At 70.8% G+C, this 21,049-nt stretch carries 18 protein-coding genes; 9 read left to right on the forward strand and 9 right to left on the reverse strand.

What is annotated here, in order from left to right; translation table 11 throughout:
- Window positions 1-24: 24 nt before the first annotated feature.
- Window positions 25-2,148 carry an ABC-F family ATP-binding cassette domain-containing protein gene (locus BXU09_RS01315; protein ID WP_240500898.1) on the reverse strand — a complete coding sequence of 708 codons (2,124 nt, stop codon included), beginning with the start codon at window positions 2,146-2,148 and terminating at the stop codon, window positions 25-27.
- Between the two features lie 130 nt (window positions 2,149-2,278).
- Here BXU09_RS01315 and BXU09_RS01320 point away from each other — a divergent pair, with 130 nt between their 5' ends.
- The 3 genes from BXU09_RS01320 to BXU09_RS01330 all read left to right on the forward strand — a co-directional run bounded on the left by BXU09_RS01320 (window position 2,279) and on the right by BXU09_RS01330 (window position 4,316).
- Complete coding sequence (locus BXU09_RS01320; protein ID WP_078300020.1) at window positions 2,279-2,668, forward strand: hypothetical protein; 390 nt, start codon at window positions 2,279-2,281, stop codon at window positions 2,666-2,668.
- 75 nt (window positions 2,669-2,743) lie between these two features.
- Window positions 2,744-3,685, forward strand: coding sequence for a rhodanese-related sulfurtransferase (locus tag BXU09_RS01325; RefSeq protein WP_240500900.1), 942 nt, complete (start codon window positions 2,744-2,746; stop codon window positions 3,683-3,685).
- Window positions 3,686-3,704: 19 nt separating this feature from the next.
- Window positions 3,705-4,316, forward strand: a complete 612-nt coding sequence (locus BXU09_RS01330) for a DUF305 domain-containing protein (protein ID WP_078300027.1) — start codon at window positions 3,705-3,707, stop codon at window positions 4,314-4,316.
- A 28-nt stretch (window positions 4,317-4,344) separates the two neighbouring features.
- On the opposite strand, the gene BXU09_RS01335 is transcribed toward BXU09_RS01330, so the two are convergent.
- The 7 genes from BXU09_RS01335 to BXU09_RS01360 all read right to left on the reverse strand — a co-directional run bounded on the left by BXU09_RS01335 (window position 4,345) and on the right by BXU09_RS01360 (window position 13,597).
- A complete protein-coding gene (locus BXU09_RS01335) occupies window positions 4,345-5,388 on the reverse strand; it encodes a hypothetical protein (protein ID WP_078300031.1) in 1,044 nt (347 codons plus the stop codon).
- Window positions 5,389-6,005: 617 nt separating this feature from the next.
- Complete coding sequence (locus tag BXU09_RS01340) at window positions 6,006-9,149, reverse strand: transcription-repair coupling factor (protein WP_078300035.1); 3,144 nt, start codon at window positions 9,147-9,149, stop codon at window positions 6,006-6,008.
- A gap of 65 nt (window positions 9,150-9,214) precedes the next feature.
- Window positions 9,215-9,586 carry an MliC family protein gene (locus BXU09_RS01345; protein ID WP_078300039.1) on the reverse strand — a complete coding sequence of 124 codons (372 nt, stop codon included), beginning with the start codon at window positions 9,584-9,586 and terminating at the stop codon, window positions 9,215-9,217.
- 147 nt (window positions 9,587-9,733) lie between these two features.
- Window positions 9,734-10,528 (reverse strand): xanthine dehydrogenase family protein subunit M, encoded by a 795-nt coding sequence (locus BXU09_RS01350; protein WP_078300043.1) that lies wholly within the window; start codon window positions 10,526-10,528, stop codon window positions 9,734-9,736.
- Between the two features lie 95 nt (window positions 10,529-10,623).
- A complete protein-coding gene (locus BXU09_RS21825) occupies window positions 10,624-11,106 on the reverse strand; it encodes a molybdopterin cofactor-binding domain-containing protein (protein WP_276205824.1) in 483 nt (160 codons plus the stop codon).
- Complete coding sequence (locus BXU09_RS01355; RefSeq protein WP_276205825.1) at window positions 11,046-13,010, reverse strand: xanthine dehydrogenase family protein molybdopterin-binding subunit; 1,965 nt, start codon at window positions 13,008-13,010, stop codon at window positions 11,046-11,048. The genes BXU09_RS21825 and BXU09_RS01355 overlap by 61 nt, the downstream gene beginning before the upstream one ends.
- A gap of 104 nt (window positions 13,011-13,114) precedes the next feature.
- Complete coding sequence (locus BXU09_RS01360) at window positions 13,115-13,597, reverse strand: (2Fe-2S)-binding protein (RefSeq protein WP_078300046.1); 483 nt, start codon at window positions 13,595-13,597, stop codon at window positions 13,115-13,117.
- A 301-nt stretch (window positions 13,598-13,898) separates the two neighbouring features.
- Here BXU09_RS01360 and BXU09_RS01365 point away from each other — a divergent pair, with 301 nt between their 5' ends.
- From BXU09_RS01365 to BXU09_RS01385, 5 genes are all read left to right on the forward strand, one after another.
- On the forward strand, window positions 13,899-15,089 hold the full coding sequence (locus BXU09_RS01365; RefSeq protein WP_144011920.1) for a helix-turn-helix domain-containing protein: 1,191 nt from the start codon (window positions 13,899-13,901) through the stop codon (window positions 15,087-15,089).
- A 198-nt stretch (window positions 15,090-15,287) separates the two neighbouring features.
- Window positions 15,288-16,427: an NAD(P)/FAD-dependent oxidoreductase gene (locus tag BXU09_RS01370; RefSeq protein ID WP_078300052.1), complete on the forward strand. Its 1,140-nt coding sequence runs from the start codon at window positions 15,288-15,290 to the stop codon at window positions 16,425-16,427.
- A gap of 138 nt (window positions 16,428-16,565) precedes the next feature.
- On the forward strand, window positions 16,566-17,039 hold the full coding sequence (locus BXU09_RS01375) for a hypothetical protein (RefSeq protein ID WP_144011921.1): 474 nt from the start codon (window positions 16,566-16,568) through the stop codon (window positions 17,037-17,039).
- A gap of 93 nt (window positions 17,040-17,132) precedes the next feature.
- A complete protein-coding gene (locus tag BXU09_RS21830; RefSeq protein ID WP_078304537.1) occupies window positions 17,133-17,591 on the forward strand; it encodes a (2Fe-2S)-binding protein in 459 nt (152 codons plus the stop codon).
- A complete protein-coding gene (locus BXU09_RS01385; RefSeq protein WP_078300059.1) occupies window positions 17,588-19,747 on the forward strand; it encodes a molybdopterin cofactor-binding domain-containing protein in 2,160 nt (719 codons plus the stop codon). The genes BXU09_RS21830 and BXU09_RS01385 overlap by 4 nt, the downstream gene beginning before the upstream one ends.
- A 6-nt stretch (window positions 19,748-19,753) precedes the next feature.
- On the opposite strand, the gene BXU09_RS01390 is transcribed toward BXU09_RS01385, so the two are convergent.
- Window positions 19,754-20,215: an alkyl hydroperoxide reductase gene (locus BXU09_RS01390; protein ID WP_078300061.1), complete on the reverse strand. Its 462-nt coding sequence runs from the start codon at window positions 20,213-20,215 to the stop codon at window positions 19,754-19,756.
- 44 nt (window positions 20,216-20,259) lie between these two features.
- Here BXU09_RS01390 and BXU09_RS01395 point away from each other — a divergent pair, with 44 nt between their 5' ends.
- Window positions 20,260-21,027 (forward strand): ABC transporter substrate-binding protein, encoded by a 768-nt coding sequence (locus tag BXU09_RS01395; RefSeq protein ID WP_078300065.1) that lies wholly within the window; start codon window positions 20,260-20,262, stop codon window positions 21,025-21,027.
- Window positions 21,028-21,049: the final 22 nt, after the last annotated feature.

The following is a 21,049-nucleotide window of genomic DNA, read 5'->3' on the forward strand; positions in this document are numbered from 1 at the left end:
ATGAGGCGTGCCCGGACCGCCCGGTCAGGTGCCGCCGATCAGGCCCAGTCGCCCGAAGTACGCGCGGCGCGTGAGGACAGGGCCACCGTCGCCCAGCTGCACGCGGCCCACGTTCCAGCGTTCGAACAGGATTCGCAGGGTGCCGCCCAGCAGGGCCGCGCCGAACCAGGCGGGCGGCGTGCCGTTCCAGCGCAGGGTGTGGCCGTCCCAGGCGAGGTGCGGGCAGGTGGGGTCCTGCGCGGCCCAGAACATGCCACCCCCCTCGCCCGCCTCCTCCCCGAGGCGCTGGGCGCGCACGGTCAGGGGCGGCTCGCGGACCTGGGTGTCGTACTGCGCCTCGTGCCACACCTGCGCGTACAGGGCGTACAGGCTCTGCTGCAGTTCGTGCGCCTGGGCGCGCACGCGGGCTTCCTCGCGGCCGGTCAGGGTACCGGGCGGGCGGTCCAGTTCGGCGCGCAGGCTGCCCAGCCGCGCCTCCAGCGGGGCGAGGCGTTGCCGGGGCGTGGGCGCGGGCGGTGGGGGCGGCGGGTCGCCCTGCAGGGTGGCGGCCGGGTCGCGGTACTCGCGGCTGCCCCAGCCGCCCACCTCGCGCAGCGTGGCGTCCTCGATCACCCACAACCTCGTGGCGACCTCCCGCGCGAAGCGGCGGTCGTGCGTGACGATCACGACCGCGCCCGCGTACGCCTGCACCGCGCCCTCCAGGGCCAGCAGGGCGTCCACGTCCAGGTGGTTGGTGGGTTCGTCCAGCAGCAGCAGGTCGGCGCGCAGGCCGCTGACGAGCGCCAGTCCGGCGCGGGCGCGTTCCCCGCCGGACAGCACCTCGGGCGTTTTGGGCCAGTCGGCGGCGCTGAAGCCCGCGCGGCCCAGCAGCGTGGTCGCCTGCCGCCCGAACCGCCGCTCGAACTGCGCGTGCAGGCCCTCGCCGGGTGTCAGGCCATGCCAGGTCTGGTCGAGACTGGCGACCGTCACGCCGCCCGCCACGCGCAGCAGCGGCCCCGGCAGCGGCAGCCCGGTGTCCGGGTCGCGGCCCGGCGGGTCCGGGTGCAGTTCGCCGGATAGCAGGCGCATCAGGGTGGTCTTGCCGGTGCCGTTGGCGCCCATCAGGGCCACGCGGTCGCCCTGCCGCAGCCGGAAGGCCGCGCCGTGCAGGACGGGCTGCCCGGCGTACCCCTTGCTCAGGTACTCGCCCCACGCGACCAGCGGCGCTTTTGCCGTGCCGGCCAGCAGACGCATCCGGATCTGCCGTTCCGGCAGGGGCGCCTCGGGCACCGCGACCCGCTCGGCGCGGCTCTTCAGGGCGCGCGAGCGGCGGCCCCAGCGGTCCAGGGTGTCCACGCTGCCCGCCAGCCGCCCGGCCTCCCGTTCGCCCAGGCGGGCCGCGCGGGACTGCGTGCGCCGCTCCAGGTCCCGCTGCGCCCGCGCCCGCGAGTACCCGCCCGCGTACGGGGTCGCCTCGCCCGCGTCCAGCCACACGCTGCGGGTCGCCACGCCATCCAGGAAGTCGCGGTCGTGACTGGTGAGCAGCACGCCGCCCCGGAAGTCCCGCAACCAGCCTTCCAGCCACTCGCGCATGCGGATGTCGAGGTGGTTGGTGGGTTCGTCCAGCACCAGCAGGTCCGGTTCCCTGGCCAGGGCCAGCGCCAGCGCCAGTCGGGTGCGTTCCCCGCCGGACAGGGTGGCTGCCTCGCGCCCCAGGAAGCGCGTGAGGTCCAGCATGCCCAGCACCCGCGCCGCCCGCGCCGGCCAGCGGAAGGCGTCCAGGTCGTCCAGGCGGGCGTGCAGCGCCGTCCAGCGTTCCAGGGTGTCCGGGTCGCCCAGGTCCGCCTCCAGCGCCAGCAGGTCGGCCTCCAGCTCCCGGTAGGGGTGCGCGGCGTCCAACAGGGCGCGCACGCTCAGGCCCGGCGGGTGCGCGTGATGCTGCGCCAGCACCGCCACCCGCAGCCCCTCCGCGCGCCAGACCTCCCCGTCATCCGGGGCGCGCTCGCCGGTCAGAACGCGCAGCAGCGTCGTCTTGCCCGCCCCGTTGCGGCCCAGCAGCGCCACGCGCTCACCGGCCGTCACGCTCAGGTCCACGCCGCTCAGCACGGCCCGCTCGCCGTACAGGACGCTCAGGCCGGACGCGGTGATCAGGGTGGAAGGCACAGACACGCCCGCAAGGCTAGCAGAGGCCCGCCCCCCGCGACTCCGCCAGAACGCGCATTCCCACACGCAGCCGCACCCGCATGACGGCCGGTCACATGCGGCAACGCCGCGCGCCGCGCCCCGGTACGCTCAGGGCATGACCGACCGCTTCCTGGACACCGACACGCCCGCCGAGTCCCCGGCCGAGGCCGCCGCCATCCGGAACGGCTGGACCGTCACCACCCTGATCCTGGGTGCGCTGCTGCTGACCTCGCTGGCCGGCGTGCTCGCGGCCCTGTTCTCCGGGCAGGGCGGCGGCGGTCAGATCCGACTGCTGCTGGAAGCGGCGCTGTGCTGGAACGTGTACCGGGGGCGCGGCTGGGCGCGCGCGCTGCTGGTGCTGCTGCTGATCGTGAACGCCGCGCTGCTGCTGAGCGCCGGGAATCCGTTCAGCGCCGTCCTGGGCGCCGTGCCGCTGCTGGGCGCCGCCGCGCTGTGCTTCGTCCCGCAGGTGAACGCCTACTTCCGCTACGCCTCGAAGATGTGACGGGAACCGTGAGGCGCGGCCCCCGGCTGCCCGCAGCCACTCGGTATCATGCAGCCGCTCGGTATCATGCGGGGGATGTCTGCGCCCCACCCTGCCCCTTCCCTGCCCGACGTTCCCTCCGACCCGGTCGCCGCGCCCGCCTTCGTGGTGGCGGCGCTGTACCAGTTCCGGGTGGTGGCCGACCCGGCGGGCCTGCGCGAACGGCTGCTGCCGCTGGGGGCCGCGCACGGCCTGTGCGGCACGCTGATCGTGGCGTCCGAGGGCATCAACGGCACGGTCGCCGGGAGCCGCGCGGGCATCGACGCGCTGCGCGGGGCGCTGCTGGCCGAGGGCTTCACGGGCCTGGAGTACAAGGAAGCCGGGGCCAGCGAGCAGCCGTTCCGGCGGTTCAAGGTGCGCGTGAAGGCCGAAATCGTGACGATGGGCGTACCGGTCGAACCGACGCGCGAGGCCGGGCAGTACGTGGCCCCGCAGGACTGGAACGCCCTGATCAGCGCGCCGGACGTGGTCGTGATCGACACCCGCAACCGCTACGAGGTGAAGGCCGGGACGTTCCGGGGCGCGCTGGACCCTGGGATCGATTCGTTCCGGGAGTTCCCGGCGTGGCTGGACGCGCACGCCGCCGAGCTGGAAGGCAAACGCGTGGCGATGTTCTGCACGGGCGGCATCCGCTGCGAGAAGAGCACCAGCCTGCTGCGCCAGCGCGGGTACGCGGACGTGTTCCACCTGCAGGGCGGGATTCTGCAGTACCTGGAGGACGTGCCCGAGGAGGACAGCCGCTGGGACGGCGAGTGCTTCGTGTTCGACGGCCGCGTGACGGTCGGTCACGGGCTGCGTGAGGGCGGGGCCGTGATGTGCCACTCGTGCGGGTGGCCGCTGGACGCGCAGGAACGCGCGGACGCGCTGTTCGAGGAGGGCGTCAGCTGCCGTCACTGCCACGCGCAGACCACGCCGGAGCAGAAGGCGGCGTTCCGGGCGCGGCAACGGCACTTCGACCGGCAGGCTGCCACCCCGTGAAGGCAGCCGCGTGAGGCGCATGGCGGCGGGCGTGCTGGCGGCGCTGCTGCTGGGCGGCGGGGCGCTGCTGGCCCTCACGCCCCGGCAGGCACCGCCCACCCCGCACAGCGCCGAAGCGACATTCGTGCGCGGCATGATCCCTCACCACGCCCAGGCGATCACGATGGCGCAGGCCCTGCGGCGGCGCTCCGGGGACCGCACGCTGCGCTCACTGGCGCTGGACATCGAGCTGGGGCAGCAGGAACAGATCCGGCAGATGCAGGGCTGGCTGCACCTGTGGAACCTGCCGCCCGTGGACCCGGCCGCGCCCCTGCCCGCCGCGCACGCCCGCCTGATGGGCATGGCGTCACCCACCGAACTGACCGCCCTGAACACCCGGCCCGTCCCGGAAGCCGAAACGCTGTTCGTGCAACTGATGATCCGCCACCACCAGGGAGCGCTGATCATGGCGCGGCCCGCGCTGGAGGCCGGCGTGCTTCCGCAGGTGGGCCTGCTGGCGCGGCAGATCACGGGCACGCAACGCGGCGAGATCACCACCCTGAGCGCCCTGCTGCGGCGGCGCGCCCAGACCCCGCTGCCGCCCCCGCCGGGACTGGAGCCGGGCAGCCCGGCGCCCACGCACCACCACTGACGGTCAGCGGCCCACCTGCTGCCCGGAGCTACTCCTCCAGCGCCTGCGGGGGCAGCGGCGCGGGGAATACCAGGGCGCTGAGGGCCACGCCGCCCAGGCCGGTCATGACGGCCACGCCCAGCCACAGTTCCAGGCTCAGGTTACTCAGGCCCAGGCGCACGGTGCCGCCCAGGTACGGCACCCACACGCACAGCGGCAGCAGGAACGCAAAGGCCCGAAGCGGCCACACCCGCGCGGCGCTGGGGCGCAGCAGGGCGTGCAGCGCGTCGGCCAGCAGGCCACTGAACGCCGCGAGCAGCGGCACGCGCCACTCGCCCGGCGCGAGCATGAAGCTCATGCCCAGGTTCGTCACGAAGTACATGACGCTGACTGCCCCGAACGGCAGCGCAAACCGGCGCAGGATCAGCAGGACCGGCGCGGTCATGATCAGCGCCGTCAGCAGGATCGCGCTCAGTTCGCCACGCGTCTGCACCCAGCCCAGGCCCTGCGGAACGGTCATTAGGCCCCACAGGTACATGTGCATGAACGCCGTGGCCGCCAGCAGGGACGTGCCGGACAGCGCCGCCACCCACCGCACGCCTCCCGCCGCCGTGCGCGTCGCCGGGGACCGCCACGCCGCGTTCAGGGGCGACGCCACGATCAGGGCCGCGCCGGCGAACAGCAGCAGGTGCGTGGGCGACAGCAGCGCCTCAATCCCCACCTCGATCCCGAACGCGGTGTGCCACCCCATGTCCCCCAACCCACCCAGCCCGAACAGCGGCACACCCAGCGCCGCCAGATGGTACCCCTCCGGGAACGCCGCCAGACCGCGCCACCCCTGCCGCCACCCACGCGACGCCAGCAACAGGCACCAGCCCGCCACGGCCAGGAAGCCGCTGTAGAACAACGCGTGCCACGGCGTGAAGAACGTCTCCAGCGACTCCCCGAACTGATTGTGCGCCCACCCGTCCACGAAGATCCCGCCCAGCAACCACCAGCCCAGCGCAATGGTCAGCAGGTTCTGCCGGGTCGAGGCGCGGTACGCGGCGTCGGCCGGTGCAGCCTCCGCCACTGGGGGCGAAACGGTGGTCATGCCACCAGTGTACCGGGGGCCGTGCCCGTTCTCTGAGCAGGCAGGCGGTATCGCCAGCTTTTCCCCGGCGGTGGAAGGTGGGCGCCTGGCGGCGGGCCTCCCCACCCCCCAGCCCCCTACCCCAGGGGGGCAGGGGGAGCTTACGTTGGCACTGGGCAGGTATTTCGCTGAGGTTACTGGTGATTGATCGGCGGGGACGGCCACGCCTCACACGCCATCTTCCACATTCGCGCCGTTCGCCCCGCGCGCTGCGCGCACGACGGGCTCGTCTGCTACGACGGTTGTGGGGCCACGCAATTTGGTGCGGGTCAGAAGGTTCTACTTTTCTGGCCTCGGCAAACGCTTGGTTTTCAAAGTAGATCAGCGGCGTTCAGCAAGGCACCCTGCCAGCCACCGCAGATCACCACCGGCCGTCGTGCGCGCAGCGCGCGGGCCTAGCAGGGGGGCGGCAGGATGGCGTCGAGGCCAGACACGTCACCGCCCACTGCAACTCCGCCGCACGAGTAGAAACTCTTGCCCAGTGCTAACGACGGCTCCCCTGCCCCTCTGGGGTAGGGGGCTGGGGGGTGGGGCAGCACACGGGAACCCCGCCGCTAGGCGCCCACCTTCCAGGTCATCTACCCGAAGTACCCGAGCAGGTCGATCAGCGTGCGGGCGTAATCGTTGGGTTTGATGCCGCGTTTTTCGAGTTTCACGCTGGGCGGGAAGGTGACGACTTCGGTCTTGAAGGGGAAGGCGCGCAGGCCGGGTGCGTCGTAGTCGAGGGTCTTGTACGCGAAGGTGATCTGGATCTGGGTCATGGTCTCGCCGATGCTCAGGACGCGGCGGGCGGCGGCGGTGAGGCGGAGTTTGGCGAGGTCGATGAAGTTCTGCACTTCGGGGGTGGGGGGGCCGTATTTTTTGCGGAGGTCGCGTTCGACGCGGCTGATGGCCTGGAGGGTGCGGCTCTCGCTGAGGCGGCCGTAGGTGGCGATGCGGGCTTCCTCGTCGCTTTTGCCGTCGGCGGTAAGAAAGTACTCGGGCGACAGGCGGGCGTCGATGGGCAGGTCGATGCTGATGGTGGTGGGGGCGTCGATCTTCTCGCCCTTGAGTTTGGCGACGGCCTCGGCCAGCAGTTCGGTGTACACGTCGATACTGACGGCCTGCACGTGCCCGTGCTGTTCCTCGCCGAGGATGTTGCCCACGCCGCGGATCTCCATGTCCTTCTCGGCCAGCAGGTGCCCGCTGCCGAGGTCCTGGAGGTCCGCGATGGCCCACAGGCGGCGCTGGGCGTTCTCGGTCATGCGGGGCGGGTAGAACAGGTACGCGTACGCGGTCTGGGCGCGGCGGCCCACGCGGCCACGCAGCTGGTACAGCTGGGCGAGGCCGAGGCGGTCGCTGCGTTCGATCAGGATGGTGTTCGCTTCGGGGATGTCCAGGCCGGTTTCGACGATGGTGGTGGCGAGCAGCACGTCGAAGGCGCCCTGCTCGAAGCCGAGCATGATCTCCTCGAGTTCTTCCTCGTTCATGCGGCCGTGCGCCACGCCGATGCGGGCTTCGGGCACGAGGTTGCGCAGGTAGAGGCTGCGCGCGCCGATGCTGGCGATGCGGTCGTGGATGTAGAAGACCTTGCCACCCCGCTCGATTTCCGTGAGGATCGCGTCGCGCACCGTGATGGGATCGAAGGGCGCGAGGACCGTCTGGATGGGTTTGCGGCCCTTGGGCGGCGTCTGGATGGAACTCATGTCGCGCAGGCCGACCATGCTCATGTACAGCGTGCGGGGGATGGGCGTGGCGGACAGCGCCAGGGTGTCCACGGCGCGGGCGTCCTCGGGGATGTCGATCTTGCCGTCCTTGGCGGTGGGCGGCAGGCCCCGCAGCGCGCGGAGTTTCTCCTTCTGGCCGACGCCGAAGCGGTGTTCCTCGTCGACGATGATCAGGCCCAGGTCGCGGAACTGCACGTCGCCGCTCAGGAGGCGGTGCGTGCCGATCAGGATGTCCACCTTGCCGGCGGCGGCGTCCGCGAGGATGCTGCGCGCCTGTTGCGGCGTCGTGAAGCGCGACAGGCCCTCCACCCGCACCGGCATGCCCTTGAAGCGTTCCACGAAGGTGCTGGTGTGCTGCTCGGCCAGCAGCGTGGTGGGCACGAGGACCGCGACCTGCTTGCCGTGCCCGACGACGCGGTGAGCGGCGCGCAGGGCCACCTCGGTCTTCCCGAAGCCCACGTCGCCCGAGATGAGGCGGTCGGCGGGGTTGGCTTTCTCCAGGTCGCGCATGGTTTCTTTCAGGGCGGTTTTCTGATCGGCGGTCAGTTCGAAACTGAAGTTCTTCTCGATCTGGTCGTCCCAGTCGGGTTGCGCGGGGAAGGCGTTGCCGGGCGTGACCTGCCGCGCCGCGTACTGCACGAGCAGTTTCGCGGCGACCGCCTCGGCGTTCTTGCGGGCCTTCTCCTTGGCTTTCGCCCAGTCCTTCTTGTCGAAGGAACTCAGGGAGGGCGGGTCGTCGGTGGTACCGGGGTGGCGGCGCAGGACGGGCAGTTGCTCGATGGGCACGCTCAGGCGGGCGCCGCCCCGGTAGGTCAGGTTCAGGTAGTCGCGCGTGACGCCCAGCACCTTGCGGGTCTCCAGGCCCTCGAACTGCCCGATGCCGTGCTCGGGGTGAATCAGGTAATCGCCGACGTGCAGGCCCAGCGCGTCCGTGACGGGCTTGCCGTTCAGGCGCTTGCCGCGCAGGGCGCTGCCGCCCTGGAAACCGTAGATCAGGTCCTCGGTCAGGATCACCGTGTTGTGCTCGGGAATGACGAAGCCGCCCTCACCGGCCGCGCGCAGGAAGCCCAGGCCACCCTGCGGCACGCGCGGCACCTTCAGCCAGGGAATCTCGTGGGTGCCGAGCAGTTTATCCGCGAGGTACGCGGCGGTGCGGTCGTGCCGCACCAGGATCATCACGCGGTAGTTCGCCCCCCGCCACTCGTTCACGTCGCGTTCCAGGTCGCCCAGGCGCGCGCGGTAGAACGGCAGCGTGGTCAGGCCGGTATCCAGGTCCGGCAGGGCCAGCGCCGTGCGGCCGAAACTGGTGATCTCGCGCCCCGCGAGTTTCGGCCACAGCGTGTCGATCAGCACGCCCAGCGCCGAGGCGTAGAACTCCGGCGAGTCCAGGAACACCCGCCCCGGCAGCAGTTCCAGGCGGGTGGCGTCCCACTTCGTTGCCGTCAGGTACTCGGCGGTGGGTTCCAGCGTGAAGCTCTGCGCCTTCTCGCCCGTCAGCGCACCCGGCTTCAGGAAGCGCAGGGTGTCCAGCTCGTCCCCGAAGAACTCGGCGCGCACCCACACGCCCTCCTCCGCCTCGGCCGGCAGGCCCAGGCCCGGCGCGAGCCGCAGTTCCAGCGTGTCCCCCTGAATCTCGAACCCCGGCTCTTCCCCGCGCTCGTAACCCAGGCGTTCCAGGCGCGACAGCAACTCCTCACGCGGGTAGTTCGACCCGACCCGCAGCGTCAGCGCGTGATCCTCCGGGCGGGACGGGAACAGGTCCAGCGCCGTGTTCACGTCCAGCACCACATGCTCGTGGCGGGCGTCCCAGTCACGCAGGCCGGGGTTCACGCTGACCGGCGCGCCCAGCACTCCCGCCGTGACGTAACTGCCCAGGCGGTCCGGGGTGGTCAGCAGCACGGCCGGGCCGGGGAACGCCGCGAACAGCGCCGCCCGCGCCACCTGCGGCAGCAGCAGCAGATTACCGGGCGGGGCGGCAGGCAGAAGTTTCGACAGGTTCGGCGCAGCAACAGTCACCGGAAGAGTGTACGCGCCCCCCGCGCCGGAAACAGAGAGCGAAAAGACTTAGCGAAGGGCCAGCCTCAGCGCCCCGGGGTCTTGCAGCCGGTCAGGAGGGTCTTGGTGGTGGTGGTGCTGTTGCCGGTAAAGGTGCTGAGGGTCGCCGTGCCCTGATGCTCCCACCATTGCAGCCCGCCGCGTGCGCCGGCCGGGCCGCTGAGGCTGGCGTAGCGGGCGCCGCTGGCGCTGATCGCCTGCGCCAGTCCGTGCCGCTGGCCCTTCCAGTCGAGCATGGCGAACATGGGCTGATCCCCGAACTGCACGTAGTACACTTTGAGGTTCTGCCCGCCCGCGCAGGTGTACTGGTAGACGCGGTAGTTCACCTGCACGGGCGGCGTGGCGGCCTGCGCGGTTCCGAGGATCAGGGTGGCGAGGGCCAGGGTCAGTCGCTTCATCCCTTCACGGTAGCCACGGGTGATGAACGCTTGGCGAGCGGGGGCTGAGACAGACTCTGCCCTGAGACGGACTCCGCAGCGGCAGACACCCTGGAACGGGCAGCGGCACCCGGCTGGATGCGCGGGTACCGCTGCGTGGGGGTTCCGTCAGCCGAGGCGTTCGAGGGCGCGCGCGGCCAGGACATCCACGAGGTGCGCGCGGTACTCGGCGCTGGCGAAGCGGTCGCCAAGCAGGTCGCCCGCCTCGACGAGACCGGTGGGAACGGCGTGGCCGCCCTTCACGGCCTCTTCCAGCGCGGGGAGGCGGTGGGCGCGTTCGGCCGCGCCGGTGTACGCGGCGCGGACCTCGCCGCTGGCGTGGCGGGCGACGGCCAGCCCCACGACGGCGTAGTGGCTGGCGGGGTGCCGGAACTTCTCGTAGGCGCTGGCCTGGATGGTGGCGGGAACGCGGATGTGCGTGAGGAGTTCGCCCGGCTGCACGGCACTCTCGAACATCCCGACGAACATGTCGTCGGCGTCCACGGTGCGTTCGCCGTCGGGGCCGCGAATGACGAACTGCACGCCCAGCGCCAGCGCGGCGGCGGGGTAGTCGGCGCTGGGGTCGGCGTGGGCCAGGGAGCCGCCGATGGTGCCCCGGTTGCGGACCATCGGGTCACCGACCCAGCCGGCCACCTCGGGGAACAGCGGCAGGTCGCTGCGCAGCACCTCGGCGTGGGTAGTCATGGCGCCCACCACGAACCAGTCGCCGTCGCGCTTGATGCCTTTCATCTCCTGAATGCCCCAGATGTCCAGCAGGGCGGGCGGCTGCGCCAGCCGCAGTTTCATGGCGGGCAGCAGGCTGTGGCCCCCGGCGATGAGTTTCAGGTCCGGGTTCGCGGCGAGCGCGGCGATGGCCTGATCGACACTGTCGGCTTTCTGGTAATCGAAGCTGGCTGGATACATGAATCCCTCCGGGATGCGGTTGATGGTTGAAAGGTGAGGGTTGACGGAGAGGGTTGGCGGTTTCTATCAACCATCAACCTTCACCTGTCAACGCTTCAGTCGTCGGCGGCCTGCGGCTGGTTGCGGGCGTCGCGTATGGCCTTCCAGACCTTCTCGGCGGTGTAGGGCATGTCGAGGTGCGCGATGCCGCACTCGTGCCACAGGGCGTCCATGACGGCGTTGGCGACGGCGGCGGTGCTGGCGATGGTGCCGGCCTCGCCGATGCCCTTGACGCCCAGGGGGTTGTGGGGGCTGGGCGTGACGGTGTGCCCGATCTGGAAGGTGGGCACGTCGTCGGCGCGGGGCATGGCGTACTCCATGTACGTGCCGGCCAGGAAGTTGCCGTCCTCGTCGTACGCGGCGTCTTCCAGCAGGGCCTGACCCATGCCCTGGGCGATGCCGCCGTGCACCTGTCCCTCGGCGATCAGGGGGTTGATCAGGGGGCCGCAGTCGTCGATGCAGCCGTAGTTGCGCAGTTTCACGTGGCCGGTATCGGTGTCGATCTCGACGACGGCGATGTGCGTACCGAAGGGGTACACGAAGTTCTTGGGGTCGTAGAAGGCGGTCGCTTCCAGACCGGGTTCGAGATCCTCGGGTAGTTGTGCGCGAGGTGGGCCATCAGGGAGATGTCGAAGAAGGTCTTGCTCTTCTCGGGCGCGCCCTTGATGCGGAACACGCCGTCCTCGTGCTCGATGTCGTCCACGCTGGCTTCCAGCAGGTGCGCGGCGATCCTCTTCATCTTGGTGGTGATCTTCTGCAGGGCGACTTTCAGGGCGCTGCCGCCCACCGCCGCGCTGCGGCTGCCGTAGGTGCCCCAGCCGTAGGGCATGCGGCCGGTGTCGCCGTGGATCAGGTCGATGTCCTCGATGGGAATCTGGAGTTCGTCGGCGGCGATCTGCGGGAAGGCGGTCTCGTGGCCCTGGCCGTGGCTGTGGCTGCCGGTGTACAGCTCGACCTTCCCGGTGGGGAACACGCGCACGAGGCTCGATTCCCACTGTCCGGCCTGCGCGCCGAGCTGCCCGACGAGGGCGCTGGGGGCCAGTCCGCAGGCTTCGAGGAACGAGATCAGGCCGACGCCCAGGATCTTGTTGCTGCCTTTCATGCGCTGCTGTTCCTCACGCAGGGCCGGGTAGTTCATCATGGTCATGGCCTTGTCGAGGGCTGGTTCGTAGTTGCCGCTGTCGTACACGAGGGCCACGGGCGTCTGGTACGGGAATTCGTCGGGCCCGATGAAGTTCTTGCGGCGCAGTTCGGCGGGGTCCATGTTCAGTTCGTGCGCGGCGATGTCCACGATCCGCTCGACGAGGTACGTGGCTTCCGGGCGGCCCGCGCCGCGGTAGGCGTCGACGGGCACGGTGTTCGTCATGACGCCCGTGACCCGCGCGTGAATGGCGGGCATGCGGTACACGCCGTTCAGGAGCGTGGCGTACAGGTACGTGGGCACGGCGGGCGCGAACAGTGTCTGGTACGCGCCGAGGTTCGCCAGGGTGTTCACGCGGAAGCCCAGGATCAGGCCGTCGTCGCTCAGGGCGAGTTCCGCCTCGGTCTCGTGGTCGCGGCCCTGTGCGTCGCTGACGAAGGCCTCGGAGCGGCGCGCGGTCCACTTGACGGCGCGGCCCAGCAGCCTCGCGGCGAGCAGCACGATGACTTCCTCCTGATACTGGAAGATCTTGGTGCCGAAGCCGCCGCCCACGTCCGGCGAGACGACGCGCAGCTTGTGTTCGGGGATGCTCATCACGAACGCCGCGAGGATCAGGCGGTGAATGTGGGGGTTCTGGCTGGTGGTGTACAGCAGGTACTCGCCGCTGGCGGGCGTGAACTGCGCGAGGCTGGAGCGCGGCTCGATGGGGTTGGCGACCAGCCGGTGGTTTTTCAGTTTCACGCTGACGCGGCGGGCGGCGCCCCTGAAGGCCTCGTTGGTGGCGGCCTCGTCCCCGATCTCGAAGTTGAAGGCCACGTTGCCCGGCACGTCGTCATGCACCAGCGGCGCACCGTCCGCGATGGCGGCGCTGGCGGTGGACACGGCGGGCAGCGCCTCGTAGTCGACTTCCAGGGCGGCGGCGGCGTCCTCGGCCTGCGCGCGCGTCTCGGCGATCACGACCGCCACGATGTCCCCGACGTGGTTCGCCTCGGTCAGGGCGATGGCGGGGTGCGCGGGGGTTTTCAGGTCCGGCAGCAGCCAGCCGACCGGGATGCTGCCCAGCCCGGCGTCCGCGACGTCCTGTCCGGTCAGGACGTGAACGACGCCCGGCATGCCGGTCACGGAGTCGCGGTTGATGCCGCCCAACTTCGCGTGCGCGTAGGGGCTGCGGACCATCGCGGCGTGCAGCATGCCGGGAATGACGATGTCGTCGGTGTAGTTGCCGGTGCCCGTGATGAACCGCGGGTCTTCCTTGCGTTTGAGGGCCTGCCCGAAGTACTTCTCGGTTCTGGTGTCGCTCATGGGTGATGCCTCCCTGGGAGTGGGCGGTGAACCTGGGGGCGCGGCGGCGCCCGGCCTGGGAACCTGCGGGGGGTGGTCAGCGTCGGGCGTCGGGGTCAGCAGCGTCAGTCATCGGCGGCGGCGCTGCCCTGCATGGCACCCGCCGCGTGCTGCACGGCCCGGACGATGTTGTGGTAGCCGGTGCAGCGGCAGTAGTTCCCCTCCAGGTGGTGGCGGATCTGGTGCTCGGTGGGGTTGGGGGTGTGCTTGAGCAGTTCGGCGGCGCTCATGATCATGCCGGGTGTGCAGAAGCCGCACTGCAGGCCGTGTTCCTCCCAGAAGCCGGTCTGGAGGGCGTGCAGATCCGCGACCGTGCCGATGCCCTCGATGGTGGTGACCTCCGCGCCGCTGGCCTGCACGGCGAGCAGCGTGCAGCTCTTGACCGCGTCGCCGTTCACGTGGACGGTGCAGGCGCCGCACTGGCTGGTGTCGCAGCCGACGTGCGTGCCGGTCAGCAGGAGTTCCTCGCGCAGGAAATGCACGAGCAGCGTTCTGGGCTCCACGTCGCGGGTGTAGGACTTGCCGTTCACGGTCAGGGTGACGTTCATGCGGACCTCCGGTGGGAATGCGGGGTTCGTGGGGCGCGGCCGCTCTGTGGCCGGCCGCCAGGACTGGATTGTGTGACCCGTCCATTCAAACACAAAAAAGGTTGGAAAAGGGTGCCGGTACCCACGCAACCGGGCGCCGGGGTGGGGAGCGGCGCGTGGTAGCCTGGGGTGTCAGGAAGTCAGGAAATCAGGGCGCCGGGGCGCTCCGGGCAGTCGGGGCGTGCAGGCGGGACGTTGCAGTCAGGGCGTGGGGCGCGGCGCAGGCCGCAGGAACCGGGACCGGGGAGGGTGGCGCGCAGGCATGAACGAGCGACTCGTACTGGAAAGGCAGCGGCGCGTGCGTGCGTGGCAGCGTTTCGTTTCCCGCGCCGGGCCAGACCGGGCGGCGCACCCGCTCCCGGCGGGCGTGCTGGCGTCGTGGGAGCGGTCGGCCGCGTCGGTCGCGCCGGACCGGCTGACGGCCCCGGTGTCGGATCAGACGCCCGCGTGGGCGGGGTCGCCGCTGGAGTTCGCCACGCGCGACCTGCGCCCCGAACTGAGCGCCCTGGCGCAGGACGGCGACCTGATGGTGGCGCTGGCCGACGCGCGCGGACAGCTGCTCTGGACGGCCGGGAGCGCGCGCATGCAGCGGCTGGGCCGCGCCCTGAATTTCGTGCCGGGCGGTCACTGGGACGAGCAGAGCGTGGGCACGAACGCGCTGGCGCTGGCGCTGCGGGAACGGCGCGCGGTGCAGGTGTTCGCGGCCGAGCATTACGTGCAGGCGGTGCATGACTGGGTGTGTTACGGCGCGCCGCTGCGGGACGCGCAGGGCACGCTGCTGGGCGTGCTGAACCTGAGTACCGTGTGGCACCAGAGTACGCCGCTGGGTCTGGCGAGCGCGCAGCATTACGCGCAGCGGATCGAGACGCAGCTGGCGGCGGGGCCGCAGGTGACGCTGCGCGTGACGCTGTGCGGGTCGCCGCTGGTGACGCTGGGGGGCCGCGCGCTGCACCTGACGCCCCGGCAGCTGGAGTTGCTGGCGGTGCTGGCCCTGCACCCGGACGGCCTGACGCTGGACGCCCTGCACGCGCACATGTACGGGGACGCGCCGATCACGGCCAGTACCCTGAAGTCCGAGGTCAGCACCCTGCGGGGGCTGCTGGGCGGGCAGATCGCGTCGCGGCCGTACCGGCTGAGCGTGGCGGTGGACCTGGATCTGCTGCGGCTGGAGCGGCGGTTGCTGGCCGGGGACGTGAGTGGCGCGCTGGACCTGTTCGGCGGGCCGCCGCTGCCGCTCAGCGAGTCGCCGCTGCTGTCGTACTGGCGCTCGTACCTGGACGGGGCGCTGCGCCGCGCGGTGTGTGCCGGGCGCGACCCGGCGCTGCTGTGGCAGTACGTGGCGCGCTTCGATGACCTGGAGGCGCTGTCGCTGCTGGAGTCGGTGTTGCCGGCGGGTGATCCTCGCGTGGAGGTGGTGCGGGCGCGGCGCGCGGCACTGCTGGACGCCCGGTGAGGCGCGTGGGGGGCATTGTGGGTGTTCCTGCGTTGTGGACGTACGCTTCGTGGTGTTGTGGGTGAGCGGGTCACCCATGACCGATTTGGTGTAAGATGTACACTGTTGCCGATTCGGAAGCGTGTGATTCCGACGGTGTTTGCGGGGGAGTAGGCCGACCGCCCACAGAACTCGTGAATTCGTTCACAGGAGATTGACATGAAGACCCTCATCCTCGGTGCTGGTTACTCCGGCCTTGCTGTCGCCACGAAAATGAAACCCGCGCCCGGACTCGAAGCGCTGATGGTCGAGCAGAACGCCTACCACACCTTCGAAACCCGCCTCCACGAGGCCGCCGCGCACAACACCCCCGTCACCCTGCCCCTGGCCCCGCTGCTGCGCGGCACCGGCGTGAACCTCGAACAGGCCCAGGTCGAAGGCGTGAACCTCGACGAGCGCGAAGTCACCCTGAAAGACGGCCGCGTCCTGACCTACGACACCCTGGTCGTCGGCCTGGGCAGCGTCACCAACTTCTACCGCATTCCCGGCCTGGCCGAGAACGCCGCCGAACTCAAGCAGCTCAGCGACGCCGACGAGATCTTCAACTTCGTCAACCGCGCCTACACCACCGAGTACCAGGGCAACCGCGACATCGTCGTGGGCGGCGCCGGCCTGACCGGCGTGGAGCTCGTCACGGAACTCGCGCAGCGCGCCCAGCTCCTGACCAGGGAACGCGGCCTGCCCCCCTTCAACATCTACCTCGTCGAGGCCGGCCCCAAGATCCTCCCGATCCTCGACGACGCCCTGCGCGCCAAGGCCCAGAAGACCCTCGAGGAATACGGCATCCACATCCTCGTCGGGCACCGCCTGATGCAGGCCACCGCCGACACCGTCACCGTTCAGACCGCCGAGGGCGAACAGAAAGTCATCGGGGCCGGCAAGATCATCTGGACCGGCGGCATTCAGGCCCGCGACATCGTCAAGGGCGAGAAACTGGAAAAAGGCCCCGGCGGCCGCATCGCCGTGGACGACAAACTGCGCGCCAAGGGCTACCCCGAAGTGTTCGTCATCGGTGACATGGGCCTCGCCCTGAACCAGGAAGGCAAGCCCGTGCCCACCACCGCCCAGCACGCCGGGCAGCAGGGCCGCCTGACCGGGAAGAACATCATGCGACTCGCCAAGGGTGAGGAACTCGAAGCGTACGAACCCACCACCCTGGGCGAATTCGTCAGCCTGGGCGGCCTGATGGCCGTCGGCTGGATGAAACTCCCCTGGAACCAGAAGCTCGCCATCACCGGCGGTATCGCCCACGTCATGAAACGCGCGAGCGAATGGCGCTGGCGCGTCAGCATCGACTGATCACCCGTCTCTGATACTTCCCCCCGGCGCCCCAGCGGTCCGGGGGATTTTCACGTACCCGCTGCCCCTGCTACGCACCCTGGCCTACCGGCCGCACCTGCCGCAACGCCGCGCCGACCCGGCCCCTACACTCGGGTCATGTCCCGGTCTCCCCTGCTGCTCATGACCTTCCCAGTCCTGCTGGCCTCGTGCAGCGGCACCTTCGAAGCCCACAACGAGAAACGCGCCCGGCAACTCCGGCACGACAACGCCCTGTACTTCCGGACGCAGTGCGTCACGGCCCTCGAACGCGCCCGCGCGACCGCCACGCCCCAGCAACTGCCCGCCGGACTGAACGGCCAGCCCTGCACCTCGGCCCTGCTGGGCGACTACGCCCTGAGCGACGACATGGCCGCCACCGTCAAGGCCAGCGTCGTGACCCTGGACCCCCAGCGCCTGAGCGACTACACCGTCACCGTCACCAGCCTGAACGACGAAACGTTCCGCTACGTCGACCGTGGCGACGCCGAAGCCGCCGCCGAACAGGCCGGCACGTACACCGAAGCCGCCCCCGACGTGACCAGCGAGGACACCGATAGCAGCACCCTGAACGTGCAAGAACAGACGCCCTGACAGCGCGTTTCCCCGATCTGCGCCCGCACGGACTGTTTCGTTTCTGGCGGGTCCGTATCATGGCGGCATGATCGGGTTCGTGTGGCGGGTGGCGTGCAGGTAAGTGTGAATGGGCGGCGGCGCGAGGTGGCGTACCCGGACGAGATGCTGGTGTGGGTGTTGCGTGATGAGCTGGGCCTGACTGGCACGCATTACGGGTGTGGGATTGGCGCGTGCGGCAGTTGCACGGTGCTGCTGGACGGGCAGGTGGCGCGGGCGTGCCTGACTCCGGCGCGGGCGGCGGCGGGGCGGGAGGTGACGACCGTGGAGGGACTGGCGCGCGGGGAGCAGTTGCATCCGGTGCAGCGGGCGTTCCTGGAGAATCCGTTGCAGTGCGGGTGGTGCCTGCCGGGGCATCTGATGTCGGCGGCGGCGCTGCTGGAGCGCACGCCTAACCCCACGGACGCGCAGATCGAGGAGGCGGCGGGGATCAATCTGTGCCGCTGCGGGGGGTACAACGCGATCCGCCGGGCGGTGGCCCGCGCCGCTGAACTGAAGCGGGAGGACGGATGAAGCCCGTCACGCGCCGCCGGGTGCTGATCGGGCTGGGGAGCGGCGCGGGCCTGCTGGTGGTGGGGGTGCCGCTGGCGTTGAACGCGGGCCGCCCGGCGATCGTGAACTACATCGAGGAGAACGGGACGGGCCCGCAGGACGCGCCCCGCAATCCGGACCTGTGGTTCGAGGTGACGCCCGCCGGGGTGACGTTCTTCGTGCCGAAGATCGAGATGGGGCAGGGGATTCACACGGCGCTGGCGCAGATCGCGGCCGAGGAGCTGGAGGTCACGCCCGAGCAGCTGACGGTGCGGCAGGCGGACACGGCGCGCGGGTACGCGGGTGGGACGATGTTCACGTTCGGTTCGACGAGCGTGAAGGCATTGTACCGGCCGCTGCGCGAGGCGGCGGCGACCCTGCGGGAACTGCTGCGGGAGGAGGCGGCGCGGCAGCTGGGCGTTCCGGCGGCGCGGCTGACGGCGGCGGGCGGCTCGTTCTTCGTGGCGGGCTCGCGCGAGCGCATCGGGTACGCGCAGGTCGTGGCGGGCAAGCAGGGCGAGTGGGTGATTCCGGAGGCCACGCCCACGCTGAAGGCGCGGCGGGACTTCAAGCGGATCGGGCGGGCCATGCCACGCACGGACTTCCGGGACAAGGTGCTGGGCACCGCCACGTACGGGTACGACGCGCGCCTGCCGGGCATGCTGTTCGGCGCGGTGGCCCGCCCGCCCAGGTTCGGGGCGCGGCTGGTGTCGGCGTCGGCGGGCGCGGCGGGGCGGCAGCCGGGCGTGGTGCGGGTCGTGATCGACCTGAAGGCGGGCTTTGCGGGCGTGGCGGCGCAGACGCGCACGCAGGCCCGCACGGCGCTGTCGTCGCTGGAGCTGCGCTGGGAGGGCGGCACGACCGCCAGCAGCGCCGATCTGGACGCGCAGATTCAGGCGGGGTCGGGGTCGGTGCTGCGGCGGCGCGGGAACGTCCGCGCGGCCCTCTCGGGGGGGACGGTGGTGCAGGGCGAGTACCGCACGCCGCTGGCCGCACACGCGCACCTGGAGCCACTGGCGGCGCTGGCGGACGTGAAGGTGGGCGGGCGGATCGAGGTCTGGGCGTCCACGCAGTACCCGCAGATGGTCATCGACGACCTGCGTGACGTGTTCGGCAAGGACCGCGAGGTGCTGGTGCATCCGACGCAGCTGGGCGGGGGCTTCGGGCGCAAGGCGGGGCAGCACGCGGCGCTGGAGGCCGCGCGACTCTCGGCGGCAGTCGGGAAGCCCGTGCATGTCGGCTGGACGCGCGAGGAGGACCTCCAGCACGCCTTCTACCGGCCGCCCACCCATCACGTTCTGCGGGGCAGTGTGGGCGCGGACGGGCGGCTGCGGGGCGTGGAGCAGTTCACGGCGGGCGGCGACATCATCTGGGGACAGACGGGGATACCGGAGTTCGTGCGGGACGCGCTGGGTTTCGATCCGGGTGGCCTGCTGGGGCAGTTCATGCCGTACGACTTCCCGGCGTACCGGGTCGTGAACCGCCGCGAGGCGCTGCCCGTCCCGACCGGCTACTGGCGGGGGCTGGGTGTCCTGCCGAACACGTTCGCGCTGGAGAGCTTCATGGATGAACTGGCGCACGCGGCGGGCGCGGACCCGCTGGCCTTCCGGCTGCGGCACCTGGGGCCCGGCGAGGACGGGCGGCGGCTGCGCGCGGTGCTGGAACGCGCCGCGCAGTCGGCCGGGTGGGGCACTCCCGTTCCGGCGGGCCGGGCGCGCGGGGTGGCCTGCTGCCTGGACCTGGGCACCGCCTCGGCGCTGGTGGCCGAGGTCTCGGTGCAGGGCGGGCGGGTGCAGGTGCACCGCGTGACGGTCGCGGCCGACCCCGGACTGGTCATCAATCCGGACGGCGCGCGCCTGCAGGTGCAGGGGTCGGTGATGATGGCCCTGAGTTCCGCCCTGCACGAGGAACTGACCGTTCAGGACGGGCGGGTGGTCGAGTCGAACTTCGACCGCTACCGCCTGCTGCCCATGCGGGACGCGCCGCCGGTCGAGGTGCTGCTCGTCGAGAGTGGCGACGAACCGCAGGGCATGGGGGAACCCGTGATGGGTCCGGCGGCGGCGGCCGTGGCGAACGCGGTGTTCACCCTGACCGGCGAGCGCCTGCGGACCCTGCCCCTGCGGCCCCGTCAGGGATAATCCCCGTCACGACCCGGCAGGGTCGGCGCGCCCGGTCCATTCTTCCAGCAGGTACTGGAGTCTGGTCTGGGCGTTCTCCTGACTGCCGTACACGCTGCGGATCAGTTCGCCGCCCGGCGCGAAGGCCAGCCAGTGCGGGGTGCCCTCGGTCTGCCAGCCTCTGGCCAGGTCGCCGCTCAGGTCCAGCGCGACCGGGAACGGCAGTTTCGCGTAGTCCCGCGCGAACTTCTGCAGGGTGGGCACGACCTCCCCTCTGGGCAGCAGGCGGTGGCCGTGGCTGGTGTGCACGGCCAGCAGGTGCACCGAGTCGCCGAATTCGGCGTGCAGGCGCTTCAGGAACGGAATGCCGCGCGACACGCAGCCGGGGCATTCGAGGTTGAAGGTCATGACCAGACCCGGCCGTGTCCAGTCGCCGGGGGCCGGGAGGGGGTCGCCGTGCACGAAGTCGGTGGGGGCGGGCCATTCCATGCAGGCAGGGTACGCCGCGCCGCGCGGGGTTCTATGCTGGGCGCATGAAGCGTTTCCTGATCGTTACGGCAGTCCTCGGTTCGGCCCTGGTGGGCGCGGCGCACGCCACGACGGTGGCCGAGGTGAAGAAGAAGGGCGTGCTGGTGCTGGGCACCGACCCGACGTTCGCGCCGTTCGAGTTCAAGGGGGCCGACGGGCAGATCCAGGGCTTCGACATCGACATCGCGCGGGCCGTGGCGAAGGACCTGGGCGTGCGGCTGGAAATCCGCGCGGTGGGCTTCGGGTCGCTGATGCCGCAGTCGGTCACGTCCGGGCGGGTGGACATGGCCATGAGCGGCATCACGATCACGGACGAACGCGCGAAGGTCGTGTCGTTCAGCCAGCCCTACTACCGCAGCGCGCAGGTGTTCATCGTGCGGGGCGGGAACCCCGGCAAGTTCGCGTGGCCCGCCAGCGTGAAGGGCAAGGTGATCGGCGTGCAGGCGAACACGACCGGGCAGTTCGTGGCGACCGACCTGCTCAAACCCAAGGGCGCGACCCTGAAGGTGTACGACGATTTCGCGGCCGGACTGGCCGACGTGCGCGCCGGCCGCGTGGCGGCGCTGGTCGGGGACGCCCCCACCGTCGCGGACCTGAAAAAGCGCCTGCCGGGGCAGTTCGAGCAGGCCGGCAAGGACCTGGCCGCCGAGGATTACGGCATGGTCTTCAAGAAGGGCAGTGATCTGGCGGCCGCCGCGAATAAGACGCTGGCGCGCCTGAAGGCCAGCGGTGAGTACCAGAAACTGCTGAACCGCTGGATCGTGCAGAAGTAAGGCCCACTCCGATTGAATGGCT

It is taken from the genome of Deinococcus sp. LM3 (genome assembly GCF_002017875.1).
Classification (GTDB): Bacteria; Deinococcota; Deinococci; order Deinococcales; family Deinococcaceae; genus Deinococcus.

Bases quoted from the DNA above. Each gene is read 5' to 3' on its own strand.
- BXU09_RS01360 (WP_078300046.1), bottom strand. From the start codon at position 13,597: ATGAACGTCACCCTGACCGTGAACGGCAAGTCCTACACCCGCGACGTG.
- BXU09_RS01355 (WP_276205825.1), bottom strand. From the start codon at position 13,010: ATGAGCGACACCAGAACCGAGAAGTACTTCGGGCAGGCCCTCAAACGC.
- BXU09_RS01365 (WP_144011920.1), top strand. From the start codon at position 13,899: ATGAACGAGCGACTCGTACTGGAAAGGCAGCGGCGCGTGCGTGCGTGG.
- BXU09_RS01375 (WP_144011921.1), top strand. From the start codon at position 16,566: ATGTCCCGGTCTCCCCTGCTGCTCATGACCTTCCCAGTCCTGCTGGCC.
- BXU09_RS01395 (WP_078300065.1), top strand. From the start codon at position 20,260: ATGAAGCGTTTCCTGATCGTTACGGCAGTCCTCGGTTCGGCCCTGGTG.
- BXU09_RS01325 (WP_240500900.1), top strand. From the start codon at position 2,744: ATGTCTGCGCCCCACCCTGCCCCTTCCCTGCCCGACGTTCCCTCCGAC.
- BXU09_RS01385 (WP_078300059.1), top strand. From the start codon at position 17,588: ATGAAGCCCGTCACGCGCCGCCGGGTGCTGATCGGGCTGGGGAGCGGC.
- BXU09_RS01350 (WP_078300043.1), bottom strand. From the start codon at position 10,528: ATGTATCCAGCCAGCTTCGATTACCAGAAAGCCGACAGTGTCGATCAG.
- BXU09_RS01335 (WP_078300031.1), bottom strand. From the start codon at position 5,388: ATGACCACCGTTTCGCCCCCAGTGGCGGAGGCTGCACCGGCCGACGCC.
- BXU09_RS01345 (WP_078300039.1), bottom strand. From the start codon at position 9,586: ATGAAGCGACTGACCCTGGCCCTCGCCACCCTGATCCTCGGAACCGCG.
- BXU09_RS01390 (WP_078300061.1), bottom strand. From the start codon at position 20,215: ATGGAATGGCCCGCCCCCACCGACTTCGTGCACGGCGACCCCCTCCCG.
- BXU09_RS01370 (WP_078300052.1), top strand. From the start codon at position 15,288: ATGAAGACCCTCATCCTCGGTGCTGGTTACTCCGGCCTTGCTGTCGCC.
- BXU09_RS01320 (WP_078300020.1), top strand. From the start codon at position 2,279: ATGACCGACCGCTTCCTGGACACCGACACGCCCGCCGAGTCCCCGGCC.
- BXU09_RS01330 (WP_078300027.1), top strand. From the start codon at position 3,705: ATGGCGGCGGGCGTGCTGGCGGCGCTGCTGCTGGGCGGCGGGGCGCTG.